Annotated in this window: 25 protein-coding genes, 1 tRNA gene and 1 pseudogene; 22 read left to right on the forward strand and 5 right to left on the reverse strand. The window is 68.9% G+C overall.

Features of this window, described 5'->3' with window-relative positions; translation table 11 throughout:
- Positions 1-99 precede the first annotated feature (99 nt).
- The 6 genes from ACT53U_RS01030 (at position 100) to ACT53U_RS01055 (ending at position 3159) form a co-directional block, all read left to right on the forward strand.
- Positions 100-1263: a hypothetical protein gene (locus tag ACT53U_RS01030; protein ID WP_476152006.1), complete on the forward strand. Its 1164-nt coding sequence runs from the start codon at positions 100-102 to the stop codon at positions 1261-1263.
- Positions 1264-1289: 26 nt separating this feature from the next.
- A complete protein-coding gene (locus ACT53U_RS01035) occupies positions 1290-1424 on the forward strand; it encodes a hypothetical protein (RefSeq protein WP_476152008.1) in 135 nt (44 codons plus the stop codon).
- Positions 1425-1596: 172 nt separating this feature from the next.
- Positions 1597-1686, forward strand: a tRNA-Ser gene (locus ACT53U_RS01040).
- A 130-nt stretch (positions 1687-1816) separates the two neighbouring features.
- The gene (locus tag ACT53U_RS01045) at positions 1817-2374 is read left to right on the forward strand and encodes a hypothetical protein (protein ID WP_476152009.1); all 558 of its coding nucleotides are present in this window, start codon (positions 1817-1819) and stop codon (positions 2372-2374) included.
- A gap of 190 nt (positions 2375-2564) precedes the next feature.
- Positions 2565-2843, forward strand: a complete 279-nt coding sequence (locus tag ACT53U_RS01050; protein ID WP_476153028.1) for a type II toxin-antitoxin system RelE/ParE family toxin — start codon at positions 2565-2567, stop codon at positions 2841-2843.
- Between the two features lie 22 nt (positions 2844-2865).
- The gene (locus ACT53U_RS01055) at positions 2866-3159 is read left to right on the forward strand and encodes a HigA family addiction module antitoxin (protein ID WP_476152010.1); all 294 of its coding nucleotides are present in this window, start codon (positions 2866-2868) and stop codon (positions 3157-3159) included.
- A gap of 33 nt (positions 3160-3192) precedes the next feature.
- On the opposite strand, the gene ACT53U_RS01060 is transcribed toward ACT53U_RS01055, so the two are convergent.
- Positions 3193-4143, reverse strand: coding sequence for a CE1 family esterase (locus tag ACT53U_RS01060; RefSeq protein ID WP_476152011.1), 951 nt, complete (start codon positions 4141-4143; stop codon positions 3193-3195).
- A 101-nt stretch (positions 4144-4244) separates the two neighbouring features.
- Between ACT53U_RS01060 and ACT53U_RS01065 the strand changes: the two genes are divergently transcribed.
- From ACT53U_RS01065 to ACT53U_RS01100, 8 genes are all read left to right on the forward strand, one after another.
- Positions 4245-4847 carry a TetR/AcrR family transcriptional regulator gene (locus ACT53U_RS01065; RefSeq protein WP_476152012.1) on the forward strand — a complete coding sequence of 201 codons (603 nt, stop codon included), beginning with the start codon at positions 4245-4247 and terminating at the stop codon, positions 4845-4847.
- A gap of 186 nt (positions 4848-5033) precedes the next feature.
- Positions 5034-6134 carry a septal ring lytic transglycosylase RlpA family protein gene (locus ACT53U_RS01070; RefSeq protein WP_476152013.1) on the forward strand — a complete coding sequence of 367 codons (1101 nt, stop codon included), beginning with the start codon at positions 5034-5036 and terminating at the stop codon, positions 6132-6134.
- Between the two features lie 142 nt (positions 6135-6276).
- Positions 6277-7509 carry a D-alanyl-D-alanine carboxypeptidase family protein gene (locus ACT53U_RS01075; RefSeq protein ID WP_476152014.1) on the forward strand — a complete coding sequence of 411 codons (1233 nt, stop codon included), beginning with the start codon at positions 6277-6279 and terminating at the stop codon, positions 7507-7509.
- Entirely contained in the window at positions 7506-8201 is a 696-nt protein-coding gene (tmk, locus tag ACT53U_RS01080) for a dTMP kinase (protein ID WP_476152016.1), read from the forward strand. The genes ACT53U_RS01075 and tmk overlap by 4 nt, the downstream gene beginning before the upstream one ends.
- Positions 8202-8203: 2 nt before the next feature.
- Positions 8204-9274, forward strand: coding sequence for a DNA polymerase III subunit delta' (locus ACT53U_RS01085; RefSeq protein WP_476152018.1), 1071 nt, complete (start codon positions 8204-8206; stop codon positions 9272-9274).
- Between the two features lie 103 nt (positions 9275-9377).
- The gene (gene metG / locus ACT53U_RS01090; protein ID WP_476152020.1) at positions 9378-10946 is read left to right on the forward strand and encodes a methionine--tRNA ligase; all 1569 of its coding nucleotides are present in this window, start codon (positions 9378-9380) and stop codon (positions 10944-10946) included.
- Between the two features lie 16 nt (positions 10947-10962).
- Entirely contained in the window at positions 10963-11754 is a 792-nt protein-coding gene (locus ACT53U_RS01095; protein WP_476153030.1) for a TatD family hydrolase, read from the forward strand.
- A 35-nt stretch (positions 11755-11789) separates the two neighbouring features.
- Positions 11790-12599, forward strand: coding sequence for an MBL fold metallo-hydrolase (locus ACT53U_RS01100; RefSeq protein ID WP_476152022.1), 810 nt, complete (start codon positions 11790-11792; stop codon positions 12597-12599).
- A gap of 24 nt (positions 12600-12623) precedes the next feature.
- On the opposite strand, the gene ACT53U_RS01105 is transcribed toward ACT53U_RS01100, so the two are convergent.
- The gene (locus ACT53U_RS01105) at positions 12624-13154 is read right to left on the reverse strand and encodes a hypothetical protein (RefSeq protein ID WP_476152024.1); all 531 of its coding nucleotides are present in this window, start codon (positions 13152-13154) and stop codon (positions 12624-12626) included.
- Positions 13155-13779: 625 nt separating this feature from the next.
- On the opposite strand from ACT53U_RS01105, the gene ACT53U_RS01110 reads away from it, so the two are divergent.
- Positions 13780-14451, forward strand: a complete 672-nt coding sequence (locus tag ACT53U_RS01110) for a DUF1345 domain-containing protein (protein ID WP_476152026.1) — start codon at positions 13780-13782, stop codon at positions 14449-14451.
- A 34-nt stretch (positions 14452-14485) separates the two neighbouring features.
- Here the strand turns inward: ACT53U_RS01110 and arfB are convergent, their stop codons facing one another.
- Positions 14486-14920 (reverse strand): alternative ribosome rescue aminoacyl-tRNA hydrolase ArfB, encoded by a 435-nt coding sequence (gene arfB, locus ACT53U_RS01115; protein ID WP_476136766.1) that lies wholly within the window; start codon positions 14918-14920, stop codon positions 14486-14488.
- Between the two features lie 113 nt (positions 14921-15033).
- Here arfB and mazG point away from each other — a divergent pair, with 113 nt between their 5' ends.
- Entirely contained in the window at positions 15034-15870 is an 837-nt protein-coding gene (mazG, locus tag ACT53U_RS01120; RefSeq protein ID WP_476152027.1) for a nucleoside triphosphate pyrophosphohydrolase, read from the forward strand.
- Here mazG and ACT53U_RS01125 read toward each other — a convergent pair.
- Positions 15864-16949, reverse strand: coding sequence for a type I restriction endonuclease (locus tag ACT53U_RS01125; RefSeq protein WP_476152029.1), 1086 nt, complete (start codon positions 16947-16949; stop codon positions 15864-15866). The genes mazG and ACT53U_RS01125 overlap by 7 nt on opposite strands.
- Positions 16950-17222: 273 nt before the next feature.
- Between ACT53U_RS01125 and ACT53U_RS01130 the strand changes: the two genes are divergently transcribed.
- Positions 17223-17663 carry a hypothetical protein gene (locus ACT53U_RS01130; protein WP_476152030.1) on the forward strand — a complete coding sequence of 147 codons (441 nt, stop codon included), beginning with the start codon at positions 17223-17225 and terminating at the stop codon, positions 17661-17663.
- Between the two features lie 212 nt (positions 17664-17875).
- Positions 17876-18157, forward strand: coding sequence for an FAD assembly factor SdhE (locus tag ACT53U_RS01135; RefSeq protein ID WP_476152032.1), 282 nt, complete (start codon positions 17876-17878; stop codon positions 18155-18157).
- Between the two features lie 20 nt (positions 18158-18177).
- Here the strand turns inward: ACT53U_RS01135 and ACT53U_RS01140 are convergent, their stop codons facing one another.
- Positions 18178-18972, reverse strand: a complete 795-nt coding sequence (locus ACT53U_RS01140; RefSeq protein WP_476152034.1) for an SH3 domain-containing protein — start codon at positions 18970-18972, stop codon at positions 18178-18180.
- Between the two features lie 234 nt (positions 18973-19206).
- Between ACT53U_RS01140 and mfd the strand changes: the two genes are divergently transcribed.
- The 4 genes and pseudogenes from mfd (at position 19207) to ACT53U_RS01160 (ending at position 25362) form a co-directional block, all read left to right on the forward strand.
- The gene (gene mfd / locus ACT53U_RS01145) at positions 19207-22890 is read left to right on the forward strand and encodes a transcription-repair coupling factor (RefSeq protein WP_476152036.1); all 3684 of its coding nucleotides are present in this window, start codon (positions 19207-19209) and stop codon (positions 22888-22890) included.
- A 70-nt stretch (positions 22891-22960) separates the two neighbouring features.
- Positions 22961-24019, forward strand: a complete 1059-nt coding sequence (hisC, locus tag ACT53U_RS01150) for a histidinol-phosphate transaminase (RefSeq protein WP_476152038.1) — start codon at positions 22961-22963, stop codon at positions 24017-24019.
- 131 nt (positions 24020-24150) lie between these two features.
- Positions 24151-24918: pseudogene (dapB, locus tag ACT53U_RS01155) on the forward strand (4-hydroxy-tetrahydrodipicolinate reductase); the annotation flags it as partial.
- Positions 24919-24984: 66 nt separating this feature from the next.
- Positions 24985-25362, forward strand: a complete 378-nt coding sequence (locus ACT53U_RS01160) for a nuclear transport factor 2 family protein (protein ID WP_476153032.1) — start codon at positions 24985-24987, stop codon at positions 25360-25362.
- The last annotated feature ends 21 nt before the right edge of the window (positions 25363-25383 follow it).

Below are 25383 nucleotides of genomic sequence, written 5' to 3' on the forward strand. Positions count from 1 at the left end.
GAATGGCGGAAGACGGGAAAGTGACCGGCCGGGCGCGCGAAGCGGGTACGCGTCGGGAGCGATCCGCGCTAGAGTGGGGCAACATCTGCCGGAGCTTCCATGCGTCGATCTCTTTCGTCCCGTCTCGGCGGCCTCCTTGTCGGCGCTGTGCTCGCGTTGGCGCCCGCCGCCGCCGCCACCGGCGGCGATGTGCACCCGCCGACGGGACCGACGGCGCCGGTCGCCGAATGGATGGCCTGGTACTACGTGACGCCGCAGCCCGAGCGCATCCCGGACTTCCTCGTCTGGCTGTCGGCCGAGGGCGTACTCGCCGATCGGCCGGCCTCGATCGCCTCGGTCGCCGCCTTCCTGGCGCCGATCTTCGCCGCCGAGCCCGACAAGATCCGCGACCGCGTGCGCGCCGACCGGCTCGACGACAAGACCCGCGACATGACGATCCGCGCCCTCTGGCTCGCCGGCAGGGCCGAGACCGCGCGCGAGATCTTCGGCACGCTGCCCGACTTCGCGATCGCCACCCCGCCCGCCGTCGCGGCACGGCCGCCGGCGTCGCCCGCCGACGTCGACGCGCTGTGGTCGACCTTCATGGCGACCGGCGATCCCGCGGCGGTCCGCCGTCTGGTCGACGCGATCGACGAATCCGTGGCGCTCACCGACGACCGCACGGCGGAACGGGCGACGCGCGAGGCCGCCGCCGCCGCCTTCGCCACCACGGCCATCCAGCACGAGGTGGTGCTGCGCGTCCTGATCGAGGAGGCGCGCCGCCGGCCGCCGCAGGCCGCCAAGCTGATCGTCGCGCTCCTGGCGGGCGCACGGGCGAACGCCGGCTCCTTCCCCAAGACGGCGGGCGATTTCTCCGCCCATGTCGCGGTCTCCGACATCGCCGCGCTCGCCGCAGCCGCGAAGGAGCCCGGCGACGTCATGCCCTTCACCAGCACCACCCGCGCACGAACCGACCGCAAGGTGGTGGTCAAGGCCTTCTTCATGGGCCAGCAGCTCGACGAGAAGCTGACCAGCGACGTGACTTGGGACGTGGTGATCACCGATCCGCGCGGGCGGCCGTGGTCCGGCCCCGACCTGATCGGCCTCGAGGGGCTGAAGGGCCGTACGCCGATGCGGCATCGTGTCTTCGACGCCCGCGGCTTCGCCACTCTGTGGTTCACGAAGGCCGATCCGAAGGGTATCTATCGCATCCGCGCCGTGGTGCGCGACAACGTCGGCAAACACGAGATCGTCTTCGACGAGACGCTTGAACACGTCCGTTGAACGGGCGCAGAGGATCGGAACCCATCATGCAGAACCCCGGCGCCGACCACGAAGAACGCCTCGCCAAGAAGCGAGACATGTTCGGGATGCTGATTCTGGCGCTGATCGCCGGCACGCTGATCCTGATCGCCTCGGTGATCGGCGGCGGCCTCGGCGACTGACGGGGAGGGGCGGAGGGCCGCTCCGCCTCGCGCACCGGAGTCACTGCCCGATCTCGGTCCCGCCTCGCCGCGCCCCCGGGGGCCGCGAAGAGGCGACGGCGGAGCCGTACGAAGACGCCTTTCCACCCCACCCCTTGTCACGGCGCGACTTTCTCGCCATTGAAGGGCGACCGGACGGGTGGCCGAGTGGTTTAAGGCAGCGGTCTTGAAAACCGCCGATGGTGGAAGCCATCCGTGGGTTCGAATCCCACCCCGTCCGCCATTTTCAGTTGGGTTTGTCAAAAACCTCTGGGTTCGAATCTCAGTATCAGGTTAGATCGGCTCGAAAGTATTGTTCTTGAGCCCATCCAGTTGAGGAATATAATCAAAAAGAAATTCGCAAGGGATAGGGAATGAATGACAAATTTTTAGAAGAATTTAAAAAACACCTTACTGCCCAGAAAATACCATTTAAGAATGGCATTTCCAGCTCGGTTATTGAAAGAGCCGAAAGTAAATGCGGAGCAAAATTTCCCCCTGATCTAATCTTTTTGTTGTCCAATATCGCAATTGATGACGGACATTTTATTGATTGGGAAAAAATATCCGATGACCATCTTCAACGCGCACTAAATTGGCCACGTGAAGGTTTATGTTTCGATATTGAGCACAATAACCTATGGCTTGATAGCTGGGGTAAAAAGCCTGATAATCTCGTTGATAAAATCGTTTTATTTACGGAATTTTACAAATCTAATGCTCCAGTATTAATTCCGATATTTGGGCATCGTTATATTTCCAGCACTCCATGCGAACCAGGAAACCCAGTTTACTCCGTTTGTCAGGGTGACATAATTTTCTATGGAGTGAATTTAGAAAACTATCTTGCGAACGAGTATAAAATGCCGGAATTCGATAACAACTCAGGAACACCAAAGATGATTGGTTTCTGGGGGGAACTGGCTTCTTAAGTCGCCCACCTCAGAGGTTGTAGAACCGAAAATAAACGGTGCGATCCTAATCTCTCTAGACAACTCGGACCTGCGGCGGAAGCGCCGTCACGATGGAACGGCGGAAGGTCGAGAGACGGACCGCCGCATTCGTGTCGGGACATTGGAATGTTGACGAGCGTACCATTTATTAGTACGATTCTCGGCGACGATAAAGAGCTTCAGAGACCGTGACACGGCCGACATCCACGAAGGCAAGGCCGTTCGTCGGTTCCCGGCCGATGTGCTCAAACGGGCGGTTGCCAAGCTCTTTCTACTCGACACGGTGACACGTATCGAAGACTTGCGCGTGCCGCCCGGCAACCGCTTGGAAGCACTGGCCGGAGACCGCGCCGGGCAACACTCCATCCGCGTCAACGATCAATGGCGCCTGTGCTTCGTGTGGAACGGCGGAGACGCCTACGACGTGGAACTCTGTGACTACCATTGATCGGTTGAAGGAGGCCAAACCCATGCGCGAACTCTCGCTGCCACACCCCGGAGCGATCCTCCGCGAGGAGTTTCTGGAGCCGATGGGGCTGTCGGTCTATGCGCTCGCCAAGGCGATCGGCGTTCCCCGCAGTCGCATCAATGAAATCTGCCACGGTCGCCAGGGCATCACCGCCAACATCGCTCTGCGTCTCGGACGCTTCTTCGACGTGGACCCGCAATGGTTCATGAACATGCAGGCGAAGTATGACCTGGCGACCGAAGCCGAAAGTCTCGCCACCACGCTCGCGGGGATCAAGCCCCGTGCGGCCGCCTGATAAGCGAACCGCCGGCCAGCCGGACGCCCCCCCTTACCTCCCATGCCGCGCGAAGAACGCCCAGATCGTCTCCGTCGCGTCGATCGGTGCCTCACCGCCGCCGCGCCGGCCGGCTGAGCCCGGCCACGCATGCCCGCCCTCGCTCAGGTCGACGAAGACCACCTCCGAACCGCGTCGGCAGCCGGTGCTCGTCTCGGTCGTCACGCCCGAGGCGCGCGTCACCGTCGGCGGGCGGGTGCAGCCGTCGGCGGTGCGCCAGAAGTCGACGGCGCGGGCGACCGGCTGGAAGGGGAGGGTCTGCGACCGCGCCACGAAGCCGGTCGGGCTCTTGCCGCCCGTGAAGGGGACCACGTCGTCCTTCTCGCCGTGGATGATCAGCATCGGCACCGGCGCGCGTGCCGCCGCCTCGTTGCCGAAGACCGCGCCCGAGACGACCGCGGCGGCCGCGACCTTCTCGCCGAGCGCGATGGCGATGCGATGGGTCAGCATGCCGCCGTTGGAAAAGCCGGTGACGTAGACGCGGCGCCGGTCGATCGGGACCTGTTTCTCGACGTCGTCGATCACCGCCGCGACGAAGCCGACGTCGTCGACCCCGCGCGCCACCGCCTCGCCGCAGCAGCCGCTCGCGTTCCAGGTGCCCATGCGGTCGTTGCGGCCGATCCCCTTGGGCGCGGCGATCACCAGACCCTCGGCGCGTGCCTTGTCGGCCCAGCGCGGAATCATCGTCTCCGGATTGCCGCCGCCGCCGTGCAGCACGATCACCAGAGGAGCCGGCCTTTCGCCGCGCCGGGCGTCGAGGAGGAGATAGCTCCGCTCGAGCCCGCCGACCCGCAGCGTCTTCGTCACCGCGCCGCCCTCGGAGGCCGGCGTCTCGCCGCGCAGCCGCTCGAGCAACCGCGGCCGTGCCTCGGCACCCGCGACGATCGTCATGCCGATGGTCGCGGCGACGAGGCCGCAGCTCAGGATCAGTCTCACCCCGTTCATGTCGTACGGCTCCTCTCGTCGACCCGTCCGCACCGGCCGCCCGGTGCTGTTACCGAGTGGTGACACCTTGTGTCTGAACGGTCCATGAATAGGATCGTGCCATGAGCGACACCTACGCGGCCATGCTCGAAGACCACCGGACGCAACGGCGCGCCGTGTTGCTCGCCCGTGCGGCGGAGGCGATCGATGTCAATGGGCTGCGCTCCGTCACCATCGACCAGATGGCCGAACGCGCCGGCATCGCCAAGGTGGTGCTCTATCGCTATTTCGGCTCGAAGGACGCGCTGATCGACGCCGTCCTCGACGACATGGTCGAGGCGCTGCTGGCGGTCGACACCATGCCGGCCGAGGTCTGGACCGAACGGCTGCCCCACACGTTGGCGCTCGCCCGAACCAAGCGCGCCGCCCTGCGGATCCTGCTGCGTCAGGCGCCGCACGATCCCCGCTTCGGCCGCCACCTCGAACGGCTCCAGTCGGTGCTGGCCGACCGGACGATCGAGCGGATCGAAGCGGCGCTCGGCGTGCCGGGTGCGATGCCGGGCGATCCGCGGCTTCTCGCGCGGATGGTCTCGGACTTCCTGCTCGATGCCTATCTCGGCTGGCTCGACGCGGGCGATCCGGACCGCGAGCCCGCCTTCCTCGATTGGCTGGCAACGAGCGTCCGCGCCATGACGCGGGCGTGGTGGGGCACGCCGGCGGGCTGAGAGTCTGCGGCCTTGCCGAGGGGGGAGGAGGTCGCCGTGCCCCCGCAAAGCCACCGACTTTTCCAAACCATTCGTTTACCGTATAGATTCACCAGGGAGTAACCGCGTGTGACGATGATCGAATCTCGTGGAGCCGGCTGTGGTCGGCTTCGCGGGACGAGCCGCATGGCGGCAGGGAGAAATGGCATGGCGAATTCCGGTGCGGCTCGGCGGCGCGCGTTCACGCGTGCAGGGGTCTGGGGCGCGTTGGTGGCGGTGTCGGCGGTCTCGCTCGCCGGCTGTTCCGCGATCCAGCCCAATCGTCTCGCCGGTGCCGAACCGCTCGAGCGCGTCGTCGGCCCGAACGACCCGGTCAAGCCGGGTGGCGGGCGCTATCAGGTCGGCAAGGCCTATTCGATCGGCGGTCAGACCTACGTCCCGCGCGAAGACCCCCATCTCGACGAGACCGGCATGGCCTCGTGGTACGGCGGCGCCTATCACCACGGCACCCGCACCTCCAACGGCGAGGTGGTCGATCGCACCGCGATCACGGCCGCCCATCGCACCATGCCGCTGCCGTCCTATGCCCGCGTGACGTCGCTGGCGACCGGCCGCTCGATCATCGTCCGCGTCAACGATCGCGGCCCCTTCGCCCGCGGCCGCATCGTCGACCTCTCCGAGAAGACCGCCGAACTGCTCGACATCAAGGGTCGCGGCGTCTCCAAGATCCGCATCCAGTATGTCGGCAAGGCCGGCCTCGCCGGCTCCGACCAGAAGACGCTGATGGCCTCGCTGCGCGGCCCGGGCATCGGCCCCGGTCCGGACGACCGCACGCTGGTCGCCGCCGCCGACCTCGGCGCCGGCCCGCGTCGCAACGCGCTGCCGCAGGGCGGCACACAGCTCGCCTCCGCCTCGCCGAGCGCGCCGGTCACCCCCGCCAACGTGCTCGCGCCCGCTCGTCCGAGCCTGCCGTCGTCGGCGCGCGCGCTGGTCGGCACCTCCGACCCGACCGCCTTCGAACTCGCCGGCGTCGGCGTCGGCAAGTCGCGCGAGATGATCGCGGCGATGCCGAAGCCGGCCACCACGGTGGCGGAAGTGATCGAGGCCGAGATGCCCGGCGCCTCGGGTGCCCCGATGGCGCTGGTGCCCGTTTCCGCGCCCGCCACCCCGCCGGGCTGGCAGGTCGGCCCCGCCGGTGTCGACGCACGCTCGTCCTTCGCCGCCGAACGGCATGCCGCCTCGCACCACGCGGCCGCGACCTTCGCCCGCTTCGGCGCCGGCGACGCGATGTCGGATCTCGTCGACTGAGGCGAGGCGCCGCCGTCCGAGGGGCAGCCCGTCCGCTCACGCGGTTGGTTCGGCCTCCGCGTCGTTCCATACTTTGCCCGATTCGTCGGGCAGGAATGGATGCGGCGCGATATGGCGTCGCCGACGGAGATAGAGGGTGGCCATGCGCGTGAGTATCGCCGGAATGACCGGATCGGCGCGGCCGACGGTCGTGCGCGTCGCCGCAGCGCTGCTGTGCCTCGCCTTCGTCGCCGCAGGCAAGCCCAATGCCCCGGCGCCGGGCAAGGGCGGTGCTGCCGCCAAGTCCGATGCGCTCGAGGTCAAGGCCGACGTGGCGCTGCTCGCCGACGCCGCGACCGGCGCCACGCTGTGGGTGAAGAACCCGTCGAAGCCCTTCGCGCCGGCGAGCCTCACCAAGATGATGACCATCGCGGTCGCCGCCGAGGAGTTGAAGCAGGGCCGCCTGTCGCTCGACGGCGAGTTCCCCATGTCGGAACACGCCTGGCGCACCGGCGGCGCGCCGTCGCACACTTCGACGATGTTCGCCCCCGTGAATTCCAAGGTGAAGATCGCCGATCTCTTCCGCGGCACGATGATTCTCTCGGCCAACGACGGTGCCATCGCCATCGCCGAGGGCATCGCCGGCTCCGAGGCCGCCTTCGCCGAGCTGATGAACCGCCGCGCCGCCGATCTCGGCATGACGGGGACGAAGTTCGGCAATCCGTCCGGCCTGCCCGGCGCCGACAACGTCACGACCGCGCAGGATCTGGCGAAGCTCTCCCGCCACCTGATCTTCGAGCACCCCGACATCTACAAGATCTGGGCCGAGCGCGAATTCACCTACAACAAGATCCGCCAGCTCAACCGCAATCCGCTCTTCGCCACGGTGCCCGGCACCGACGGCATGAAGACCGGCTATCTCAAGGAAGTCGGCTACAATCTGGTCGGCTCGGCGGTGCAGAACGGCCAGCGGCTGATCGTCGTCATCGGCGGCGCGCCGACCGAGAAGGACCGCGGCGAAGACGCCCGCAAGCTGCTCGAATGGGGCTTCCGCTCCTTCGAGACCGCGCGGATCTACAAGGCCGGCGAGGTCATCGGCCAGGCGACCGTCTTCGGTGGCGAGCAGACCGCGGTGCGCGTCGCGGCGAAGGACGACGTCGATATCCTGGTGCCGCGCGGCTCGCGTGAGCAGGTCCGCGCCAAGGTGATCTACACCGGCCCGATCAAGGCGCCGATCGAACCCGGTCAGCCGATCGGCCGTCTGGTCTTCACCATCGAGGACCGGCCGCTGACCGAGTTCCCGGTGGTGGCGACGGAGGCCGTGCCGCTCGGCGGCATCGGCCGTCGCGCCCTCGACGGTACCCGTGAACTCCTGATCGGACTGCTGCGGCGATGACGCCTTCCGTCCGCCCCCGTATCCGCGATCGTGATGCTCCGCCGCCGACGCGCGGCCGTTTCGTCACCTTCGAGGGCGGGGAGGGGGCCGGCAAGTCGAGCCAGATCACGACGCTCGCCGAGCGCCTGCGCGGTCGCGGCCTCGAAGTGGTGCAGACCCGCGAGCCCGGCGGCTCGCCGGGGGCGGAATGCGTCCGCCACGTGCTGCTCGGCGGCGCCGGCGAGATTTTCGGCCCGGTCGCCGAGGCCTGTCTCTTCGCCGCCGCCCGCGCCGACCACGTCGACCGCACCATCCGCCCGGCGCTGCGCGACGGCGCCTGGGTGCTGTGCGACCGTTTCTACGATTCCTCGCGCGTCTATCAGGGCGGCGCCGGCGTGAAGCCGGAGATCCTGCGTCTGCTCGAGGATGTCGCCGTCGACGACGTCCGCCCCGATCTGACCATCCTGCTCGACGTGCCGGCCGAGATCGGTCTGGCGCGCGCCGGCGCGCGGCGTGGCAATGCCGCCGCCGACCGTTTCGAGCGCGAGGGCGTCGAGATCCACGAAGGCCGCCGCAACGCCTTCCTCGAACTGGCACGGGCCGAGCCGGCCCGTTTCGTCGTGGTCGACGCCACCGACGTGCCGCCGGCTGTGGCGAATGCGATCTGGCAGGCGGTCGTCGATCGCCTCGGTCCGCCGGGCGGGGAGGGCTGAGCATGGCACGCGCGCCGGTCGCCCAGGACGGAGCTCCGGAAGTCGACGCCATCGACGGCGTCGCCCTGCCGCGCGAGCGCTCCGACCTCTTCGGCCAGGGTCAGGCGGAGGCGACGCTGCTCGACGCCTATCGCTCCGGCCGCATCCACCACGCCTGGATCCTCGGCGGGCCGAAGGGCATCGGCAAGGCGACGCTCGCCTTTCGTTTTGCCCGCTTCGTCCTCGCCAATCCCGATCCGCGCGCGCCGCAGGTCATGGCCGCACGCGACCTCTCCGTGCCCGAGGATCACCCGGTCGCCCGCCGCATCGCCGTCGGCGCCCACGGCGATCTCCTGCACCTGCGCCGTCCCTGGGACGAGAAGGCCAAGCGCTTCAAGACCGAGCTGCCGGTCGACGAGATCCGTCGCACCGTCTCCTTCTTCGGCTCGACCGCGGGTGCCGGCGGCTGGCGTATCGCCATCGTCGATTCGGCCGACGAGATGAACGCCTCGGCCGCCAACGCGCTGCTGAAGATCCTGGAGGAGCCGCCGCCGCGCTCGCTGTTCCTGGTGATCTCCCACACCCCCGGCCGGCTGATGGCGACCATCCGCTCGCGCTGCCGGCGGCTCGATCTCGCGCCCCTCAGCCCGCATGCGATCGCCGACGGACTGACGGCGATCGGCATCGACGGCGATCCGTCCCATTTCGCCGCCGCCGCCGAACTCGCCGACGGATCGCTGCGCCGCGCCGCGGCACTCGTCGCCGCCGACGGCGTCGCCCTGCGGCGGGCGCTCGACGCCATCGTCGCCCGCGCGCCCGATCTCGACCCCGCCGCCGCCCATGCCTTCGCCGACAAGGTGGCGGTGAGGGGCTCGGAGGATGCCTTCGACATCGCCGTCGACTTCATCGGCGACGTCGCCCGCGACGCGGCCGAGAAGGCGCTCGCCACCCGCGGCCTCGCCGCCGCGGCCGCCGCGGCGCAGGCCCATCGCGAGATCGGCGAGATCTTCGCGCGTTCCGAAGCGCTCAACCTCGATCGCAAGGCGGCCGTCCTCGCCGCGCTGCGAGCCCTTGCCGAGGCGGCGCGGAATTGAGTATGCCTCGGTGACGACGAGGATTTCCGGCCCTCCGGCCACATCCGCGAAACAGGCGCGTGCGATCGGACGCCGATCGCCCTCCGCGCTCCAAGGAACACCGATGACCGCGCCCAAGTATTTCATCACCACGGCGATCGACTACCCGAACGGCCGGCCCCACGTCGGCCATGCCTACGAGAAGATCGCCACCGACGCGCTCGCCCGCTTCAAGCGGCTCGACGGCTTCGACGTCTTCTTCCTGACCGGCACCGACGAGCACGGCCTGAAAATGCATCAGACCGCGGCGAAGGAGGGCCTGACGCCCCGCCAGCTGGTCGATCGCAACGTCGCCGTGTTCAAGGAGATGGACGCGGCGCTCGACGTCTCCTACGACCGCTTCATCCGCACCACCGATGCCGATCACCACGCCTCGGTGCAGGAGATCTGGCGCCGGATGGAGAAGGCCGGCGACCTCTACATGGCCAAATACGGCGGCTGGTACTCGGTCCGCGACGAGGCCTACTACACCGAGGCCGAAACGGAAGTCGGCGACGACGGCGTCCGCCGCGCCACGCCCACCGGCACACCGGTCGAGTGGAACGAGGAAGAGAGCTGGTTCTTCCGCCTCTCCGCCTTCCAGGAGCGGCTGCTGGCCCATTACGAGGCGAACCCCGACTTCATCGGTCCGGATTCTCGCAAGAACGAGGTGATCAGCTTCGTGAAGGGCGGTCTCGAGGATCTCTCGATGAGCCGCACCACCTTCGACTGGGGCATCCCGGTGCCGAACTCGCCCGGCCACGTGATGTATGTCTGGGTCGACGCGCTGACCAACTACATCACCGGCGCCGGCTTCCCCAAGGAAGACAGTGCCGAGTACAAGAAGTGGTGGCCCGCCGATCTCCACGTGATCGGCAAGGACATCGTCCGCTTCCACGCGGTCTATTGGCCGGCCTTCCTCATGTCGGCCGGTCTGCCGCTGCCCAAGCGCGTCTTCGCCCACGGCTTCATCTTCAACAAGGGCGAGAAGATGTCGAAGTCGACGGGCAACGTCGTCGACCCCTTCACGCTGGCCGAGGACTACGGCACCGAGGCGGTACGCTACTTCTTCCTGCGCGAAGTGCCCTTCGGCCAGGACGGTTCCTACAGCCACGAAGCGATCGTCGGCCGCATGAACGCCGATCTCGCCAACGATCTCGGCAATCTCGCCCAGCGCTCGCTGTCGATGATCGCCAAGAACTGCGAGGGCAAGGTTCCGACGCCGGGCGCGCTCGCCCCCGAGGACGCGGCGATGCTGGCCTCCGCCGACGCGCTGCTCGAGACCTCGCGCGCCGCCTACGACCGCCAGGAGATCCACAAGAGCCTCGAGGCGATCTGGGCCGTGGTGGCCGATGCCAACCGCTGGTTCACCGCCGCTGCCCCCTGGGCGCTGAAGAAGACCGATCCGGCGCGCATGGAGACCGTCCTGTGGGTGACGGCCGAGGTCATCCGCATCGTCGCGCTGCTCGCCCAGCCGGTCGTCCCGACCGCCGCCGGCAAGCTCCTCGACGCGCTCGCCCAGGCGCCGGAAGACCGCAACTTCGCCGCGGTCGCCAAGCGCCTGGCGGCCGGCCTCGCGCTGCCGGCGCCGACCCCGGTCTTCCCCAAGTGGGTCGAGCCGACGGCCGACGCGCCGGCGGGGAAGGGGGCCTGACACCATGACGGCGCCGATCCTCGTCGACAGCCACTGCCATCTCGACTTCCCCGACTTCGCCGGCGACATGGACGGGATCCTGGCGCGGGCGAAGGCGGCGGGCGTCGCCAAGATGGTGACGATCTCGACGCGGGTGCGGAAGTTCCCGCAGGTGCGCGCCATCGCCGAGGCGCACCCGCAGATCTACTGCTCGGTCGGCACCCATTGTCACAACGCGGCCGAAGAGGCCGACGTGACGCTCGACGAGATCCTGCGCCTCGCCGCCCACCCGAAATGCGTGGCGATCGGCGAGGCCGGGCTCGACTACCACTACGACCTCGCCCCCCGCGACCTGCAGGAACAAGGCTTCCGCATGCACATCGCCGCGGCGCGGACGACCGGCCTGCCGCTGGTGATCCATTCGCGCGAGGCCGACGACGACATGGCGCGGATTCTGGAAGAAGAGACGGAGGCGGGGGCCTTCCCCCATCTCCTCCACTGCTTCTCCTCGGGTCCCGACCTCGCCCGCCGCTCGCTGGCGCTCGGTGGCTACGTGTCGTTCTCCGGTATCCTGACCTTCAAGAAGGCCGAGGAAGTGAGGGCGGTCGCCGCCGACGTGCCGCTCGACCGCCTGCTGCTCGAGACCGACGCGCCCTATCTCGCGCCGCTGCCGCACCGCGGCAAGCGCTGCGAGCCGGCGCATGTCGCCGAGACGGCGAAGGTGCTGGCCGCGGTGAAGGGCAAGTCCGTCGAGGACATCGCAGCCATCACCACGGCCAATTTCCATCGCCTGTTTTCGAAGGTACCAAGGGACACGTCGCCCACCTGAACGAGGCGACGCACTGAAATTCCAAGGGGATCCCCATGTCGGCGACCATGAGCTTCCGGATTCTGGGCTGCGCCTCGTCGCCGGGCAATCCGCGCATCGGCAACGACTGGGGCGCCTGCGACCCGAAGAACCCGAAGAACCGTCGTCGCCGCGCCAGCCTGCTGGTCACCCGCACCGACTCGGCCGGCCAAGTGACGCGCGTGCTGGTCGACGCCGGTCCGGACCTGCGCGAACAGATGCTCGACGCCGGTGTCGGTCATGTCGACGGCGTGGTCTTCACCCATGCCCATGCCGACCACATCCACGGCATCGACGATCTGCGCGCGCTCTATCTCCACGGCCGCCGTCTGGTCGACGTCTGGGCCGACGAGCGGACCTCGAAGCGGCTGCACGAGGCCTTCGACTACTGTTTCCGCTCGCCGCCGGGCTCGGCCTATCCGCCGATCCTCGAGGAGCATCGGCTGGTCGCCGGCCATGCGGTGTCGATCCAGGGGGAGGGCGGCGCCATCGTGGTGATGCCGTTCCGCCAGATCCACGGCGACACCGAGAGCCTCGGCCTGCGCTTCGGCGACGTCGCCTATTCGACCGACGTCAGCGATTTCCCGCCCGAGAGCCTGCCACACCTGAACCGGCTCGATCTCTGGATCCTCGACGCGCTCCGGACGCGTTCACACCCGAGCCATCTCAGCGTCGACGAGGCCGTCGGCTGGATCGACCGCAAGAAGCCGAAGCGCGCCGTGCTGACCCATCTGCACAACGAGCTCGACTACGAGGTGCTGAAGGCCCGCCTGCCGGCCGGCGTCGAACCGGCCTTCGACGGGCTGGAGATCGTCCTGCCGGCGTGAAATGTCACGAGCGGAGAGGGCGGTTCAGTCGATCTCTTCCTCGGTGCATTCGATCCCGCGGGTCGGAAGGGCGACGATGCGGCCGGCCGCGAGATCGAAGGCGAAGGCCTGCGTGACCGGCGAGAGGCGGAAGACCTGACGTTTCTTGTCGTGGAGCATCTTGCCGAAGGCGACGAAGTCGCGTTTCTCGCCGGCGAGCCGGCAGGCACCCGTCTCCATGCCGTCGCTCCGCGGCAGGACGATCGCATCGATCACCCGCCAGACCGCGTTGCCCTTGTCGTCGTGCGAGACACCGCGGTTCAGCACCAGGAGGTCGCGGCCGCCGACGCGCCATTTCTCGTAGGCGAAGGCGCAGTCGGCGAGACAGACGCCGGCGCGGTACTCGATGCCACGACCGACGTGGAAATCGGACGCCGAATTGTATTCGAGCCCGACGAACTCGCCGGCGCGTGCGGCCTCGGCGGGGGCCGGCGCGGACTGCGCCGCGGCGAGGTCCGGGCTCGCGGCGAGTGCGACGACGACGACGGACGACAGGAAGATCTGGCGAAGCGACATGACGAAGCCTCCGGCGCCGCGGACGGAAGCCCGTCGACGCCCGGAGATCGTCGCGCGCCATGCGGTCCGCCGCAATCACCGGGCACGGGAAATCGCCGGGATGCGACGAAGCGCGGCATCCGAGATCGCCGACGGGGCGACGACCGCGCCACACGGTTCGCGCTGGGCGCTGCATGGGGGAGCCGCATCGCGTATCCTTACAGGACGGCACAAACGTAGCGTCGAGTCGGTGGTGCTCGTGCTCACGCGCGAGCCTCCACACTGGATCATGGCGTGGAGCGTAACCGAGCCACGCGGGGTGAGAATCACCGTTTCCTGCGCCGTTTCACGGTCCCGTGCCATCTTTTATGTTCCATAATCCGTCTTATGCGAATCACGGACATGGGTGGGACGCTATGGGCGGACGGCCGTCTCCCCGGCCTCGCGAGCGTCGATCGTGAGCCTTCGATCTCGTCGCCGTCCCACCACGGATGCGCCACATCGCAGCGCCACGATCCGACGTCGGGTCTCCGATCGGCACTCCCTCCGACGGCGTCATCGGCCGCCCACCTCCCGCCGGCGTTCGCCCGCCACCGCCGCTCGAGGCACACTGAGATCCTTCGATTCGCCCGCGAGGTCGCGCTTCATGTCGAACACCGTCGCCCGCCGGCTCGCCGGCTCGCTGGTCCGCCCGCGCCTGACGGCCTCGGCGGCACTGGGCGTGCTCGTCGCCGCCGTCCTGCCCCTGCTCGTCTCCTGGCAGTGGCCGACCATTCTCCTCGTCGCCTGGAACGTCGGCGTCGGACTGCATCTGGCGCTGACATTTCACATGATGGCAACGTCGGACGCCGCCCGTACGTTGAGCCGCGCCCGGCGGCTCGACCAGACGGCGCGGGTCATCCTGACAATCTCGGCCCTCGCCGCTTCCGCGAGCCTTCTGGCGATCGTGCTGGAACTCGCCGTGGTCAAGGACCTCACGGGGCTCGCCAAGGCCGGCCACGTCGCGCTCGCCACGCTGACGGTCGTCTCGGCCTGGACCTTCATCCAGACCTCCTTCGCCGTCCACTATGCCCATTCCTGGGTGATCGCCGCCGATTCCGGCTTGCCACGGTGCATGAACATTCCCGGCGAAGATGCTCCGGATTATTGGGATTTCCTCTATGTCGCCGTCTCGGTCGGCACCTCGGGCCAGACGGCGGACGTCGAGTTCACCTCCAAGGCCCAGCGCCGCATCGGCACGGCGCACGCCACACTCGCCTTCTTCTTCAACGCCACCGTGCTCGCGCTGACGATCAACATCGCCGCCGGCCTGATCTGAGGGCGCGGGATCGGAGGGTGCACGCCCTTCCCCGTCAGTCGACCGACGGCCGGCCCTGCCGCAGGCTCTTCACCGCGCCGCGCTTCTTCTTGCCCTCGAGCCGACGGATCTTCGATCCGAGCGTCGGCTTCGTCGCCTTGCGCGGCGGCGGCGGTGGCAGCGCCGCCTCGCGCAGCATGGCCAGCAGCCGTTCCAGCGCGTCGGCGCGGTTCTGCTCCTGGGTGCGGAAGCGATCGGCGCGGATGACGACGACGCCGTCGTTGGTCAACCGCCGCCCGGCGATCGCCGGCAGCCGCTCGCGCACCCGTTCCGGCAGGTTGGGCGAGTTGGCCACGTCGAAACGCAGGTCGACCGCCGTCGCCACCTTGTTGACGTTCTGTCCGCCCGGCCCCGAGGCGCGCACGAAATTCTCGACGATCTCGTCGGCATCGATGGCGAAGGAGCGGGTGACGGGGATGAAGGGCGGCATGGGCTTCCCATAGCATGGCCGCCCTGCCCCGGTCTCCCCCGGAAGGCTGACGGCCTCTGCTATCCTGCGGCCGAATCGCGGCCCCGCGCCGCGCGCTCTTCGAGGACCCGCCGATGACCCCGTCCCGCGACATTGCCCGTCTCCTCGAGATCATGGCGCGGCTGCGCACGCCCGGCACCGGCTGCCCCTGGGATCTCGAACAGACCTTCGCGACCATCGCCCCCTACACGATCGAGGAGGCCTACGAAGTGGCCGAGGCGATCGGCCGTGGCGATGCCCACGACATCTGCGACGAACTCGGCGATCTGCTGCTGCAGGTCGTCTTTCACGCCCGCATGGGCGAGGAGGAAGGCAGCTTCGACTTCGGCGCCGTGGTCGAGGCGATCACCGCCAAGATGATCCGCCGCCACCCCCACGTCTTCGGCACCCTCGACACCCGCGAGGTCGCGGTGGCGCAGGACGCCTGGGCCCGCATCAAGGCCGAGGAGAAGGCGGCGCGCGCCGCCCGCCTCGCGGCGGAAGGCCGCGTCGAGCCGAAGAAGGGCCTGCTCGACGGCGTCGCCCTCGGCCTCCCGGCGCTGACGCGCGCGGTGAAGCTGCAGGAGAAGGCCGGCACCGTCGGTTTCGACTGGAACGATCCGAAGGCGGTGATCGCCAAGATCCGCGAGGAACTCGACGAGATCGAAGCCGAGATCGACACCCCCTCCCCGGTTCCCGCCCGTCAGGCCGACGAGCTCGGCGACGTGCTCTTCGCCGTCGCCAATCTCGGCCGCCACCTCGCGATCGACCCGGAGACCGCCCTGCGCGGCACCAACGACAAGTTCCGCCGCCGCTTCGCCCACATCGAGGCCCGCCTCGCCGAGACCGGCCGCACGCCGGCCGAGGCGACCCTCGACGAGATGGAAGCGCTGTGGGTCGAGGCGAAGGGCACGGAGGCTGGCTCTCAATAACGCAGCGCCGTCTCCTTCAGACGCGCGGCGTGCAGGAAAATGTCCTCCAGCCGTTCGATGTCGACGCGCTCCTCGTTCTTCTCGGCATCGAACAGGCCAATGAACTTCACGCTGCGATTGAAGTGCAACCGGCAGAGCGGTTTGCGATTGTTGTCGTCGATCAGGATGCCGCAGTAGCTCTTGGCGTCGCGCATGAACACCCGATCGACCGGGATCACCTCGCGCACGATCGCCCGCACGATGTTGAAGCCGTCGAGTTCCTCCGCCGTGGTGACGATGTCGTCGACCGGGGCCATCGTCTCCGCCGTCGCGGCACCGGCGACCTCCTTGGCCCCGTCGCCGGCGCTCGGCAGCGGCGACGGCGCGGTGTCGTCGATCGCCGAGGAGAGTTTCTGGTTCACCAGCTCGCGGATCGTGTCGCGGATGGCGCGTTCGACCAGCGGCGCGAACTTGCCCATGACATTGGCCGTCAGCTTGCCGTCGTAGACGCGGCCGACCAGCATCCGGCACAGCTCGTCGCAGGGCTTCTCGAGCTCGGCGGCGAACTCCTTCATCAGCTGCGACCGATATTTCAGATCGCTGGCGGTGACGAGGATCGAGTCGACGTCGAAGTTCTCGTTGCAAAACTTGGAGAGCTCTTCGATCTGCGCCGGCCGGAAATTGGCCATGTCGAACTCGAAGAACGGCTTGGCGTCCATCTTGTTGGGTTCGTCGAGGTCGGAATAGAACCAGTAGACGATGCCGTTGGTGAGCACCGCGAACCGCGCCGCCGTGACCGAGAAATAGCGGTAGAGCTGCGACGTGTGCGCCTCCGACAGCGCCGAGCGGCAGGGCTTGCACTCCACCAGGATGGCGATCTCGCCATTGCGCTTGATGGCGTAGTCGACCTTCTCCCCCTTCTTCACCCCGACATCGGCGGTGAACTCCGGGATCACGACGTTCGGATCGAAGACGTCGTACCCGAGCGCGCCGATGAACGGCATGATGAAGGCATTCTTGGTCGCCTCTTCGGTCTCCACCGAATCCCTGAGCTTGGAAATCCTCTGCGCGAGCGCTGCAATCTTCTCGTCTACACTCATGGCCACTCTCCCCGGCCCGGCGCGCGTCATCCGTGCGCGGCGCGTCCAGTGAGACACTCTGCAATACGGTTGTCCATATTCGGTGGTTGCCGTATTGCGTGCATATGGTACCCGGTTCCGGTCGCACCGACGTGGGCGGCATCCGGATGTTTCCGGGGCTCCGAGGCGACGCCTTTCCACCACGCCCACCGCGTCGTAGGATGCGCGGCCCGTCGGCGAAGTCCCCCCCTCACCGGCTGGCCAGATCGAGCGCGTGCGCGACGAAGGGCGGCGATGAACCACCGGACGGACGGGATCTTCGAGACGATGCGCAGGAGCCGCCCCGGCGGCTTCGCGGCGATCGCGCTCATCCTGTTCCAGGTGGTGCTGTCGACCGATCACCTCGGCGCGGTCGCGGCACGGGCGTCCGGAACGGTCGCCTCCGATGCCGCGCTCGGTCTTCTCGCCCTGTGCGGCGGCAGAGAGACCAGCCCCCTCGATGCCACCGGCCCACAGGGCTTCCCGGCAGACCGCGCCAACGACTGCGTGCTCTGCTCCCTCGCCGCGACCGCGAGCAACGGTGTCGCCCCGACTGCCCCTGTCGTGGACGAACTCCCGCTCGCTGCCCGCGCGACCCCTCCGGCCGCCGTCGTCGCCGAGGCGATCCTCGATCGCCGCCCGGCGCTGCGCCACGGCACGCTGCGCGGACCTCCGCTGTCGGTCTCCTTCGTCTGAAGGACGCATCCCACGATCGCCCGTCGCCCGGACGTCGCGATCGATCGAGGCGCCGCCGCGCCATCCGTCGAGACGAGCGCTCCACGCCCTCGACCATCCGGGTGAGCCCCTTCCCCACCCGACTACGACGGACGAACGCGGTGACAAGCGCCGCGCCGATCGCTAGAGCATGGGCGGAACCGCCCGCGCCGATCGGGCCGAAGGAGACCCCCATGAGCACCATCACCAGCGACGGCCTCGAACCGCGGCGCAAGAAGGCGCTGTTCCGCGCCTGGCATCGCGGCACCAAGGAGATGGACTTCGTCATGGGTCGCTTCGCCGATGCGCATCTGGCGACGATGTCGGACGCCGATCTGGCCGACTTCGAGCACCTGCTCGACGTCTCCGACCGCGAGCTCTTCGCCTGGGTGGTCGGCACCGAGCCGGTCGACCCGATCCACGACAAGCCGGTGTGGCGGGCGATGAAGACCTTCACCGACGCCAACGGCGGCTGACGGCCCGTCCCGCGGCGGCCTCAGTTCAGCGCCGAGACGACGGCGGCGAGGAGCCAGCCGCCCGCGACGTTGGGTAGGAAACAGAAGCCCCACGCTTGCGCCGGCAGCGCCCTGCCCGGCGCCACCCAGCCGGTCTTGCCGTCGGGAAGCGTCACGCGGTTCCATCCGCCCTCGCCGGCACCGCCGTCGACGTAGAGCCTCGACGGGGCAAGCCGTGTCACGGACTTCGCGCCCGCCGAGGGCGATGCCCGCGCGTCGGTCGGCTCGAGCACGAAGACGGCTTGGGTCTCGAACTTCGCCTTCGCCGCCGCCGCCGCATCCCAGCGCGCGCCGACCCGCGTGCAATGGCCGCCCGGTACCAGCGGGTCGGAGGCCCAGTGCGGCGCCTTCAGATCCTCGGCGATGCGGGTGAGCGCCGTGGCGATGCGGGCATCCTTCAGGTCGAGCGGCCCGCCGCCGGGGCCGACCGGCTCGCCTTCGGTGAAGGCACGGCCAATCGCCTCGAGCGCCGCCTCGGCGCCGTCGAAACTGCGCTTCTCCGCCTTGCGCGGCACGGTCGGGGTGATGCCGGTGTCGACGAAGATCACGTCGTCGGCGATGCCGGCATAGACCGCGTCGCGATCACCGGCCGCCGCCGCCGCGCGGACGGCTTCCGCCGCCGCGACGAGATCGGGCGGCGCCTTCAGCGGCTTGCCGACGGTCGCGGCGAGCGGCGTGTAGGGCTTGTGCTCGGCCGCCGGGGCCGAAGCGGCGAGGACGGTGGGTGCAACGAGGACGGCGAGAGCGACGGCGAACGGGCGGGCGAGACGGGTCATGGCACGATCTCCCGATGGTGCTCGATGATGCGCCTCGTCCCGTTCGCCCGCAATCGCCCGGCCCATGACGAATGCTGCAATCCGGCCGCCGGCCCCGCCCGTTCACGCCGATTTCGCTGGCGGGAGGCCACGGAATCCTGTTCAAGGGACGGGCACCTGCGCGGGCACGAAAAGTCCCTCGCGGGCGTTTTCCGTTTTCCGCCGGCCACGCGCCGATCACCGGGACATGCCGTCTTGAAGAAGCTCCAGGGTCTCTTCCGCACCCGCATCCACGTCACCCTGTCGCGCGTCCCCGACGGCGCCGAGGGCCTCGTGATCGGCGATCTCGCCCGCGATGCCGGCGCCCGCGACGGGCGGGCGAGCCTCCTGGTGATCTGCCGCGACGGCGTACGCATGCAGCGGCTCGAGGCGGCGCTCGCCTTCTTCGCCCCCGACGTCCACGTCCTGGCGCTGCCCTCGTGGGATTGCCGGCCCTACGACCGCGTCTCGCCCAACCCGGTCGTCGTCGCCCGCCGCATGACGACGCTCTCGCACCTCGCCTCCCCCCGCGAGCGCAAGAAGCCGATCGTGGTGCTGACCACCGTCAACGCCGCCGCCCAGCGCCTGCCGACCCGTGACAGCGTGGCGAAGGAGACCTTCGCCGCCCAGGCCGGCGGCCGCGCCGACATGAAGAAGCTGGTCGAGTGGCTGGAATCGAACGGTTTCGAGCGCACCTCGACGGTGCGCGACACCGGCGAATACGCGACGCGGGGTGGCATCCTCGACCTCTTCGCGCCGGGCTCGGAGACGCCGGTGCGTCTCGACTTCTTCGGCGACGAGATCGAGCAGATCCGCCGCTTCGATCCCGAGACCCAGCGCACCACCGGCCAGTTGAAGCGGCTGGAATGGGTGCCGATGTCGGAAGTGACGCTGACGCCCGACGTCGTCTCGCGCTTCCGCCGCAACTATCTCGCGACCTTCGGCGCCGCGATGCGCGACGACGCGCTCTATTCCGCCGTCTCCGAGGGCCGCCGCTACGCCGGCATGGAGCACTGGCTGCCGCTCTTCCACGACCGGCTCGAGACCATCTTCGACTATTGCGACGGCGCCCGCGTCGTCCTCGACGATCACGTCGAAGACGGATTGAAGGAGCGCATCGCCGACGTCGCCGACCACTACGCCGCCCGCCGCGAGGCGATGGAGGAGGCCCAGTCGGGCTCCGTTCCCTACAAGCCGCTCGAGCCCGCCCTCCTCAACCTGACGGTGGAAGAATGGACGGCCCGGCTGGTCGATGCCCAGACCACCCGCCTCACCCCCTTCGCGCTCCCCGGCGACCGGCTCGACGTCGTCGACTGCGAGGGTCGGCAGGGTCGATCCTTCGCCGCCGAACGAGCCGCCGAGGGCGTAAACGTCTTCGACGCGGCGATCGCCCATCTCTCCGAGCTGCGGGCGGGCGACCGCAAGGTCGTCGTCGCCGGCTGGTCGGAAGGCGCGCTCGATCGCCTGCGCCAGGTGCTCGAGGACCACGGCCTCGGCCGCACCAAGCGGATCGAGACCTTCCCCGAGGCGGGCCTGCTGGAAAAGGGCGAGATCGGCCTCGCCGTCCTCGGCCTCGAACAGGGCTTCGAGATCGAGGATCTGGCGGTCGTCGCCGAGCAGGACATTCTCGGCGAGCGTCTGATCCGGGCCAAGAAGCGCAAGCCCAAGGGCTCGGACTTCCTCACCGAGGTCGCCGGCCTCGCCGAGGGCGATCTCGTCGTCCACGTCGACCACGGCATCGGCCGCTTCACCGGCCTCAAGACGATCACCGCCGCCGGCGCCCCGCACGACTGCCTGGAGCTGGTCTATCAGGGCGGCGACAAGCTCTATCTGCCGGTCGAGAACATCGAGCTCCTGACCCGCTACGGCACCGACGAGAGCGACGCCCAGCTCGACAAGCTCGGCGGCGTCGCCTGGGGTGTTCGCAAGGCGCGGATGAAGAAGCGGATCCGCGAGATCGCCGATCAGCTGATCAAGACCGCCGCGCAGCGCCTCCTCAAGACCGCCCCGCGCCACACCGTGCCGGAAGGTCTCTACGACGAGTTCCGCGCTCGTTTCCCGTGGGAGGAGACCGACGACCAGCTCGCCTCGATCGAGAGCGTCTTCGACGATCTCGCCGCCGGCCGCCCGATGGACCGTCTGGTCTGCGGCGACGTCGGCTTCGGCAAGACCGAAGTGGCGCTGCGCGCCGCCTTCGCGGTCGCCGCGGCCGGCCGTCAGGTGGCGGTCGTGGTGCCGACCACGCTTCTGTCGCGCCAGCACTACCGGACCTTCGCCGACCGCTTCAAGGGCCTGCCGGTGCGCGTCGCCCAGGCCTCGCGCCTCGTCTCTCACAAGGACATGGTGGCGGTGAAGAAGGAGCTGGCGGAAGGCACGCTCGACATCGTCGTCGGCACCCACGCGCTGCTCGCCAAGGGCATCGAGTTCAAGGATCTCGGCCTGCTGATCATCGACGAGGAGCAGCACTTCGGCGTCAAGCACAAGGAGCGGCTGAAGGAGCTGAAGGCCGACGTCCACGTCCTGACGCTGTCCGCCACGCCGATCCCGCGCACGTTGCAGCTGGCGCTCACCGGCGTGCGCGAACTCTCGATCATCGCCACGCCGCCAGTCGACCGCATGGCGGTCCGCACCTTCGTCTCGCCGTTCGATGCGTTGGTGGTGCGCGACGCCCTGATGCGCGAACACTGGCGCGGCGGCCAGAGCTTCTACGTCTGCCCCCGCCTCTCCGACCTCGCCGAGCGCAAGGAGTTCCTGGAAAAGGTCGTGCCGGAGGTCAAGGTCTGCGTCGCCCACGGCCAGATGCCGGCGACGGAACTCGAAGACGTCATGAACGCCTTCTACGAGGGCAAGTACGACGTGCTGCTCTCGACCACGATCGTGGAGTCGGGCCTCGACATCCCGACCGCCAACACGCTGATCGTCCACCGCGCCGACATGTTCGGCCTCGCCCAGCTCTACCAGCTGCGCGGCCGCGTCGGCCGGTCGAAGGTGCGCGCCTACGCCCTCTTCACCACCCCGGCGGAGAAGAAGCTGACGACCCAGGCCGAGAAGCGGCTCAAGGTCCTGCAGTCGCTGGAAAACCTCGGCGCCGGCTTCCAGCTCGCCTCGCACGACCTCGACCTGCGCGGCGCCGGCAACCTGATCGGCGAGGAACAGTCCGGCCACATCAAGGAGATCGGCTACGAACTCTACCAGCACATGCTGGAAGAGGCCGTCGCGGCGCTGAAGTCGGGCGACGAGGCGATGCCGGAGGAGAAGTGGTCGCCGCAGATCACCGTCGGCACGCCGGTGCTGATCCCCGAGGACTACGTCGCCGATCTGGCGCTGCGCCTCGGCCTCTACAAGCGCCTGTCGGACCTCGCGAGCCTCGAGGAGATCGAGGCCTTCGGCGCCGAGATGATCGACCGCTTCGGCCCGATGCCGGAGGAGGTCGAGCAGCTGCTGAAGATCGTCTGGGTCAAGGCGCTGTGCCGCCGGGCGAACGTCGAGAAGATCGAGGCCGGCCCCAAGGGCGTCGTCGTCTCCTTCCGCGACGGCTCCTTCGCCAATCCGGCCGGTCTCGTCCGCTTCATCGCCGAACAGGGCTCGATGGCGAAGATCCGCCCCGATCAGAAGATCGTGCTCACCCGCGATTGGCCGGAGCCGGCCGATCGCCTGCGCGGCGCGGCGGTGGTGCTGACCCAGCTCGTCAAGATCGCCGAGCGCAAGGACGAGGGCCCGATCACCCTGACCTCCGGCATGGTGGAAGCGGCCGAGCCCAAGAAGCTCCGGCTCGAGCCGACCCCGCCTCCCCCGCCCCCGCCGCAGAAGAAGATGGGCCGCTATCCGAGCCTCGACAGCCTCAAGAACCGCAACAAGTCGAAATGGCCGACTGGCGGTGGCGGCGGCTGGAAACGCTGAGATCGCGACGCGACGACGAACCCCGGACAGGACCACGGCGACAGGCGCCGCCGTCGAGAGGAACACGACGATGAGCCGTTTCTGGAGCCCCCTCGTTCACACGCTGACCCCCTATGTGGCGGGCGAGCAACCCGTCATCGACGGGCTGATCAAGCTGAACACCAACGAGAACCCCTACGGTCCCTCGCCCCACGCGCTGGCGGCGATCGCCGCGGCGACGAACGACGGGCTGCGGCTCTACCCCGACCCGACCGCGTCGGGGCTGCGGGCGGCGATCGCCGAGAGCCATGGGCTGGCGCCGGATCAGGTCTTCGTCGGCAACGGCTCCGACGAGGTCCTGGCGCACACGTTCCACGCCCTGCTGAACCACGACGCGCCGCTGCTCTTCCCCGACATCACCTACAGCTTCTACCCGACCTACTGCCGCCTCTACGGCATCCGTGCGGAGCCGGTGCCGCTCGACGCCGACATGCGGATCCGCATCGAAGACTACCGCCGACCCTGCGGCGCGATCATTCTGGCCAATCCCAACGCGCCGACGGGCATCGCCTTGCCGCTCGACGCGATCGAGACGCTGCTCCGCGACCATCCCGATCAGGTGGTGGTGGTCGACGAGGCCTATGTCGACTTCGGCGCGGCGAGCGCGATCCCGCTGGTCGCCGCCCACCCGAATCTGCTCGTTGTGCAGACCTTCTCGAAGTCGCGCGGCCTCGCCGGACTGCGCGTCGGCTTCGCCGTCGGCCAGCGCCCGCTGATCGACGCGCTGGAGCGGGTCAAGGACAGTTTCAACTCCTATCCGACCGACCGGCTGGCGCTCGCCGGCGCGCTCGCCTCCTGGCGCGACGAGGCGTGGTTCCGCGATCACCGGGATCGCATCGTCGCCAGCCGCGAGCGTCTGGCGATCGCCCTGCGGCGGCTCGACTTCGACGTCCTGCCGTCGTCGGCGAACTTCGTCTTCGCGCGGCATTCGACGCGCGCCGGCGCCGATCTCGCCGCGCGGCTGCGCGAACGGGCCATTCTCGTCCGCCACTTCGCCAAGGACCGCATCGGCGACTTCCTGCGCATCTCGATCGGCACCGACGACGAATGCGATCGGCTGGTGGCGGCGCTGACGCAGATCCCGGGATGATCGGGGGGCCGGGGGGGCTGCCCCCCGGAGGCGCGAGACGGCGTTTTCTCACGTCGACAGCGACCGGGGCGGCGTGCGACCGTCGCGCCGGACCGCACCGCCCACCCCCGCCCCGCCACGAGGACCATCCCTTGAAGCCACCCGTCAGGATCGCCGTCGCCGGCCTTCGCGGCCGCATGGGCCGTACGCTCGCCGAGGTTCTGGCGAAGGAGCCGGACGTCGCCTTCCTCGGCGGCTTCGGCCGTGACGGGCAGGCCGGCGACGGCGTGATCGATCGCGCGACGGCGCTCGCGACCGCCGACGTCGTCCTCGACTTCACCACCGGCGCCGCCGCCGTGGACCTCGCCGAGCTCTGCGCGGCGCGCGGCGGGCCGGCGCTGGTGATCGGCGCGACCGGCTTCGAAGCCGACGAGATCGCCCGCATCGACGCCGCCGCCCGCAGGATCCCGATCGTGCGCTCCGGCAACTTCTCGATCGGCGTGAACCTGCTGACGAGCCTCGTCGCGCAGGTCGCCCGCACGCTCCCGCCCGAGGCGTGGGACATCGAAGTCGTCGAGATGCACCATCGCCGCAAGATCGATGCGCCCTCCGGCACCGCCCTGATGCTCGGCGAGGCGGCAGCGGAGGGGCGCGACGTCGCCCTCGATGCGGTCGAGCGACGCGGTCGCGACGGCATCGGCGGCGAAAGGCCGGTCGGCGAGATCGGCTTCGCCGTGCTGCGCGGGGGTGGCGTGATCGGCGAGCACTCCGTCGTCTTCGCCGCCGAAGACGAGGTGGTGACGCTGTCGCATTCCGCCACGGATCGCGGCATGTTCGCCCGCGGCGCTCTCGCGGCGGCCCGCTGGGTCGTGGGCCGCGCGCCGGGCGCCTACGACATGCAGGACGTCCTCGGCACCGCACCGCGTCACGGCTCCGTCGCCGACGGGACGGAGACTGCCGATTCCGAACCACAGAGAACCGAACCGATGTCCGACCTGCCCGCCCCGATCCGCGCCTACATCGACGCCTACAATCGCAAGGACGTCGCCGGAATGCTCGCCTGCCTGAGCGACGACGTCGTCTTCCGCAACCTCTCCGGTGGCGACGTGACGGCCGAAACCGCCGGCAAGGCGGCCTTCGCCGACCTCGCCGCCTTCGGTGCGACGGCGTTCTCGCAGCGCTGCCAGACGGTCGTGCACGCGATCACCGTGGCCGACCGGACGCTGGTCGAGATCGCCTATGCCGCGACCGTCGCGCAGGATCTCCCCAACGGCTGGAAGGCCGGCATGGCGCTCGACTTCGCCGGGACCTCGGCGTTCCGCATCGAGAACGGCCTGATCGCCGAGATCGTCGACCAGAGCTGACGCGGTCGCGCGTGGGAGGCG

The sequence above is a fragment of the Pinisolibacter sp. DMC19 genome (genome assembly GCF_056313985.1).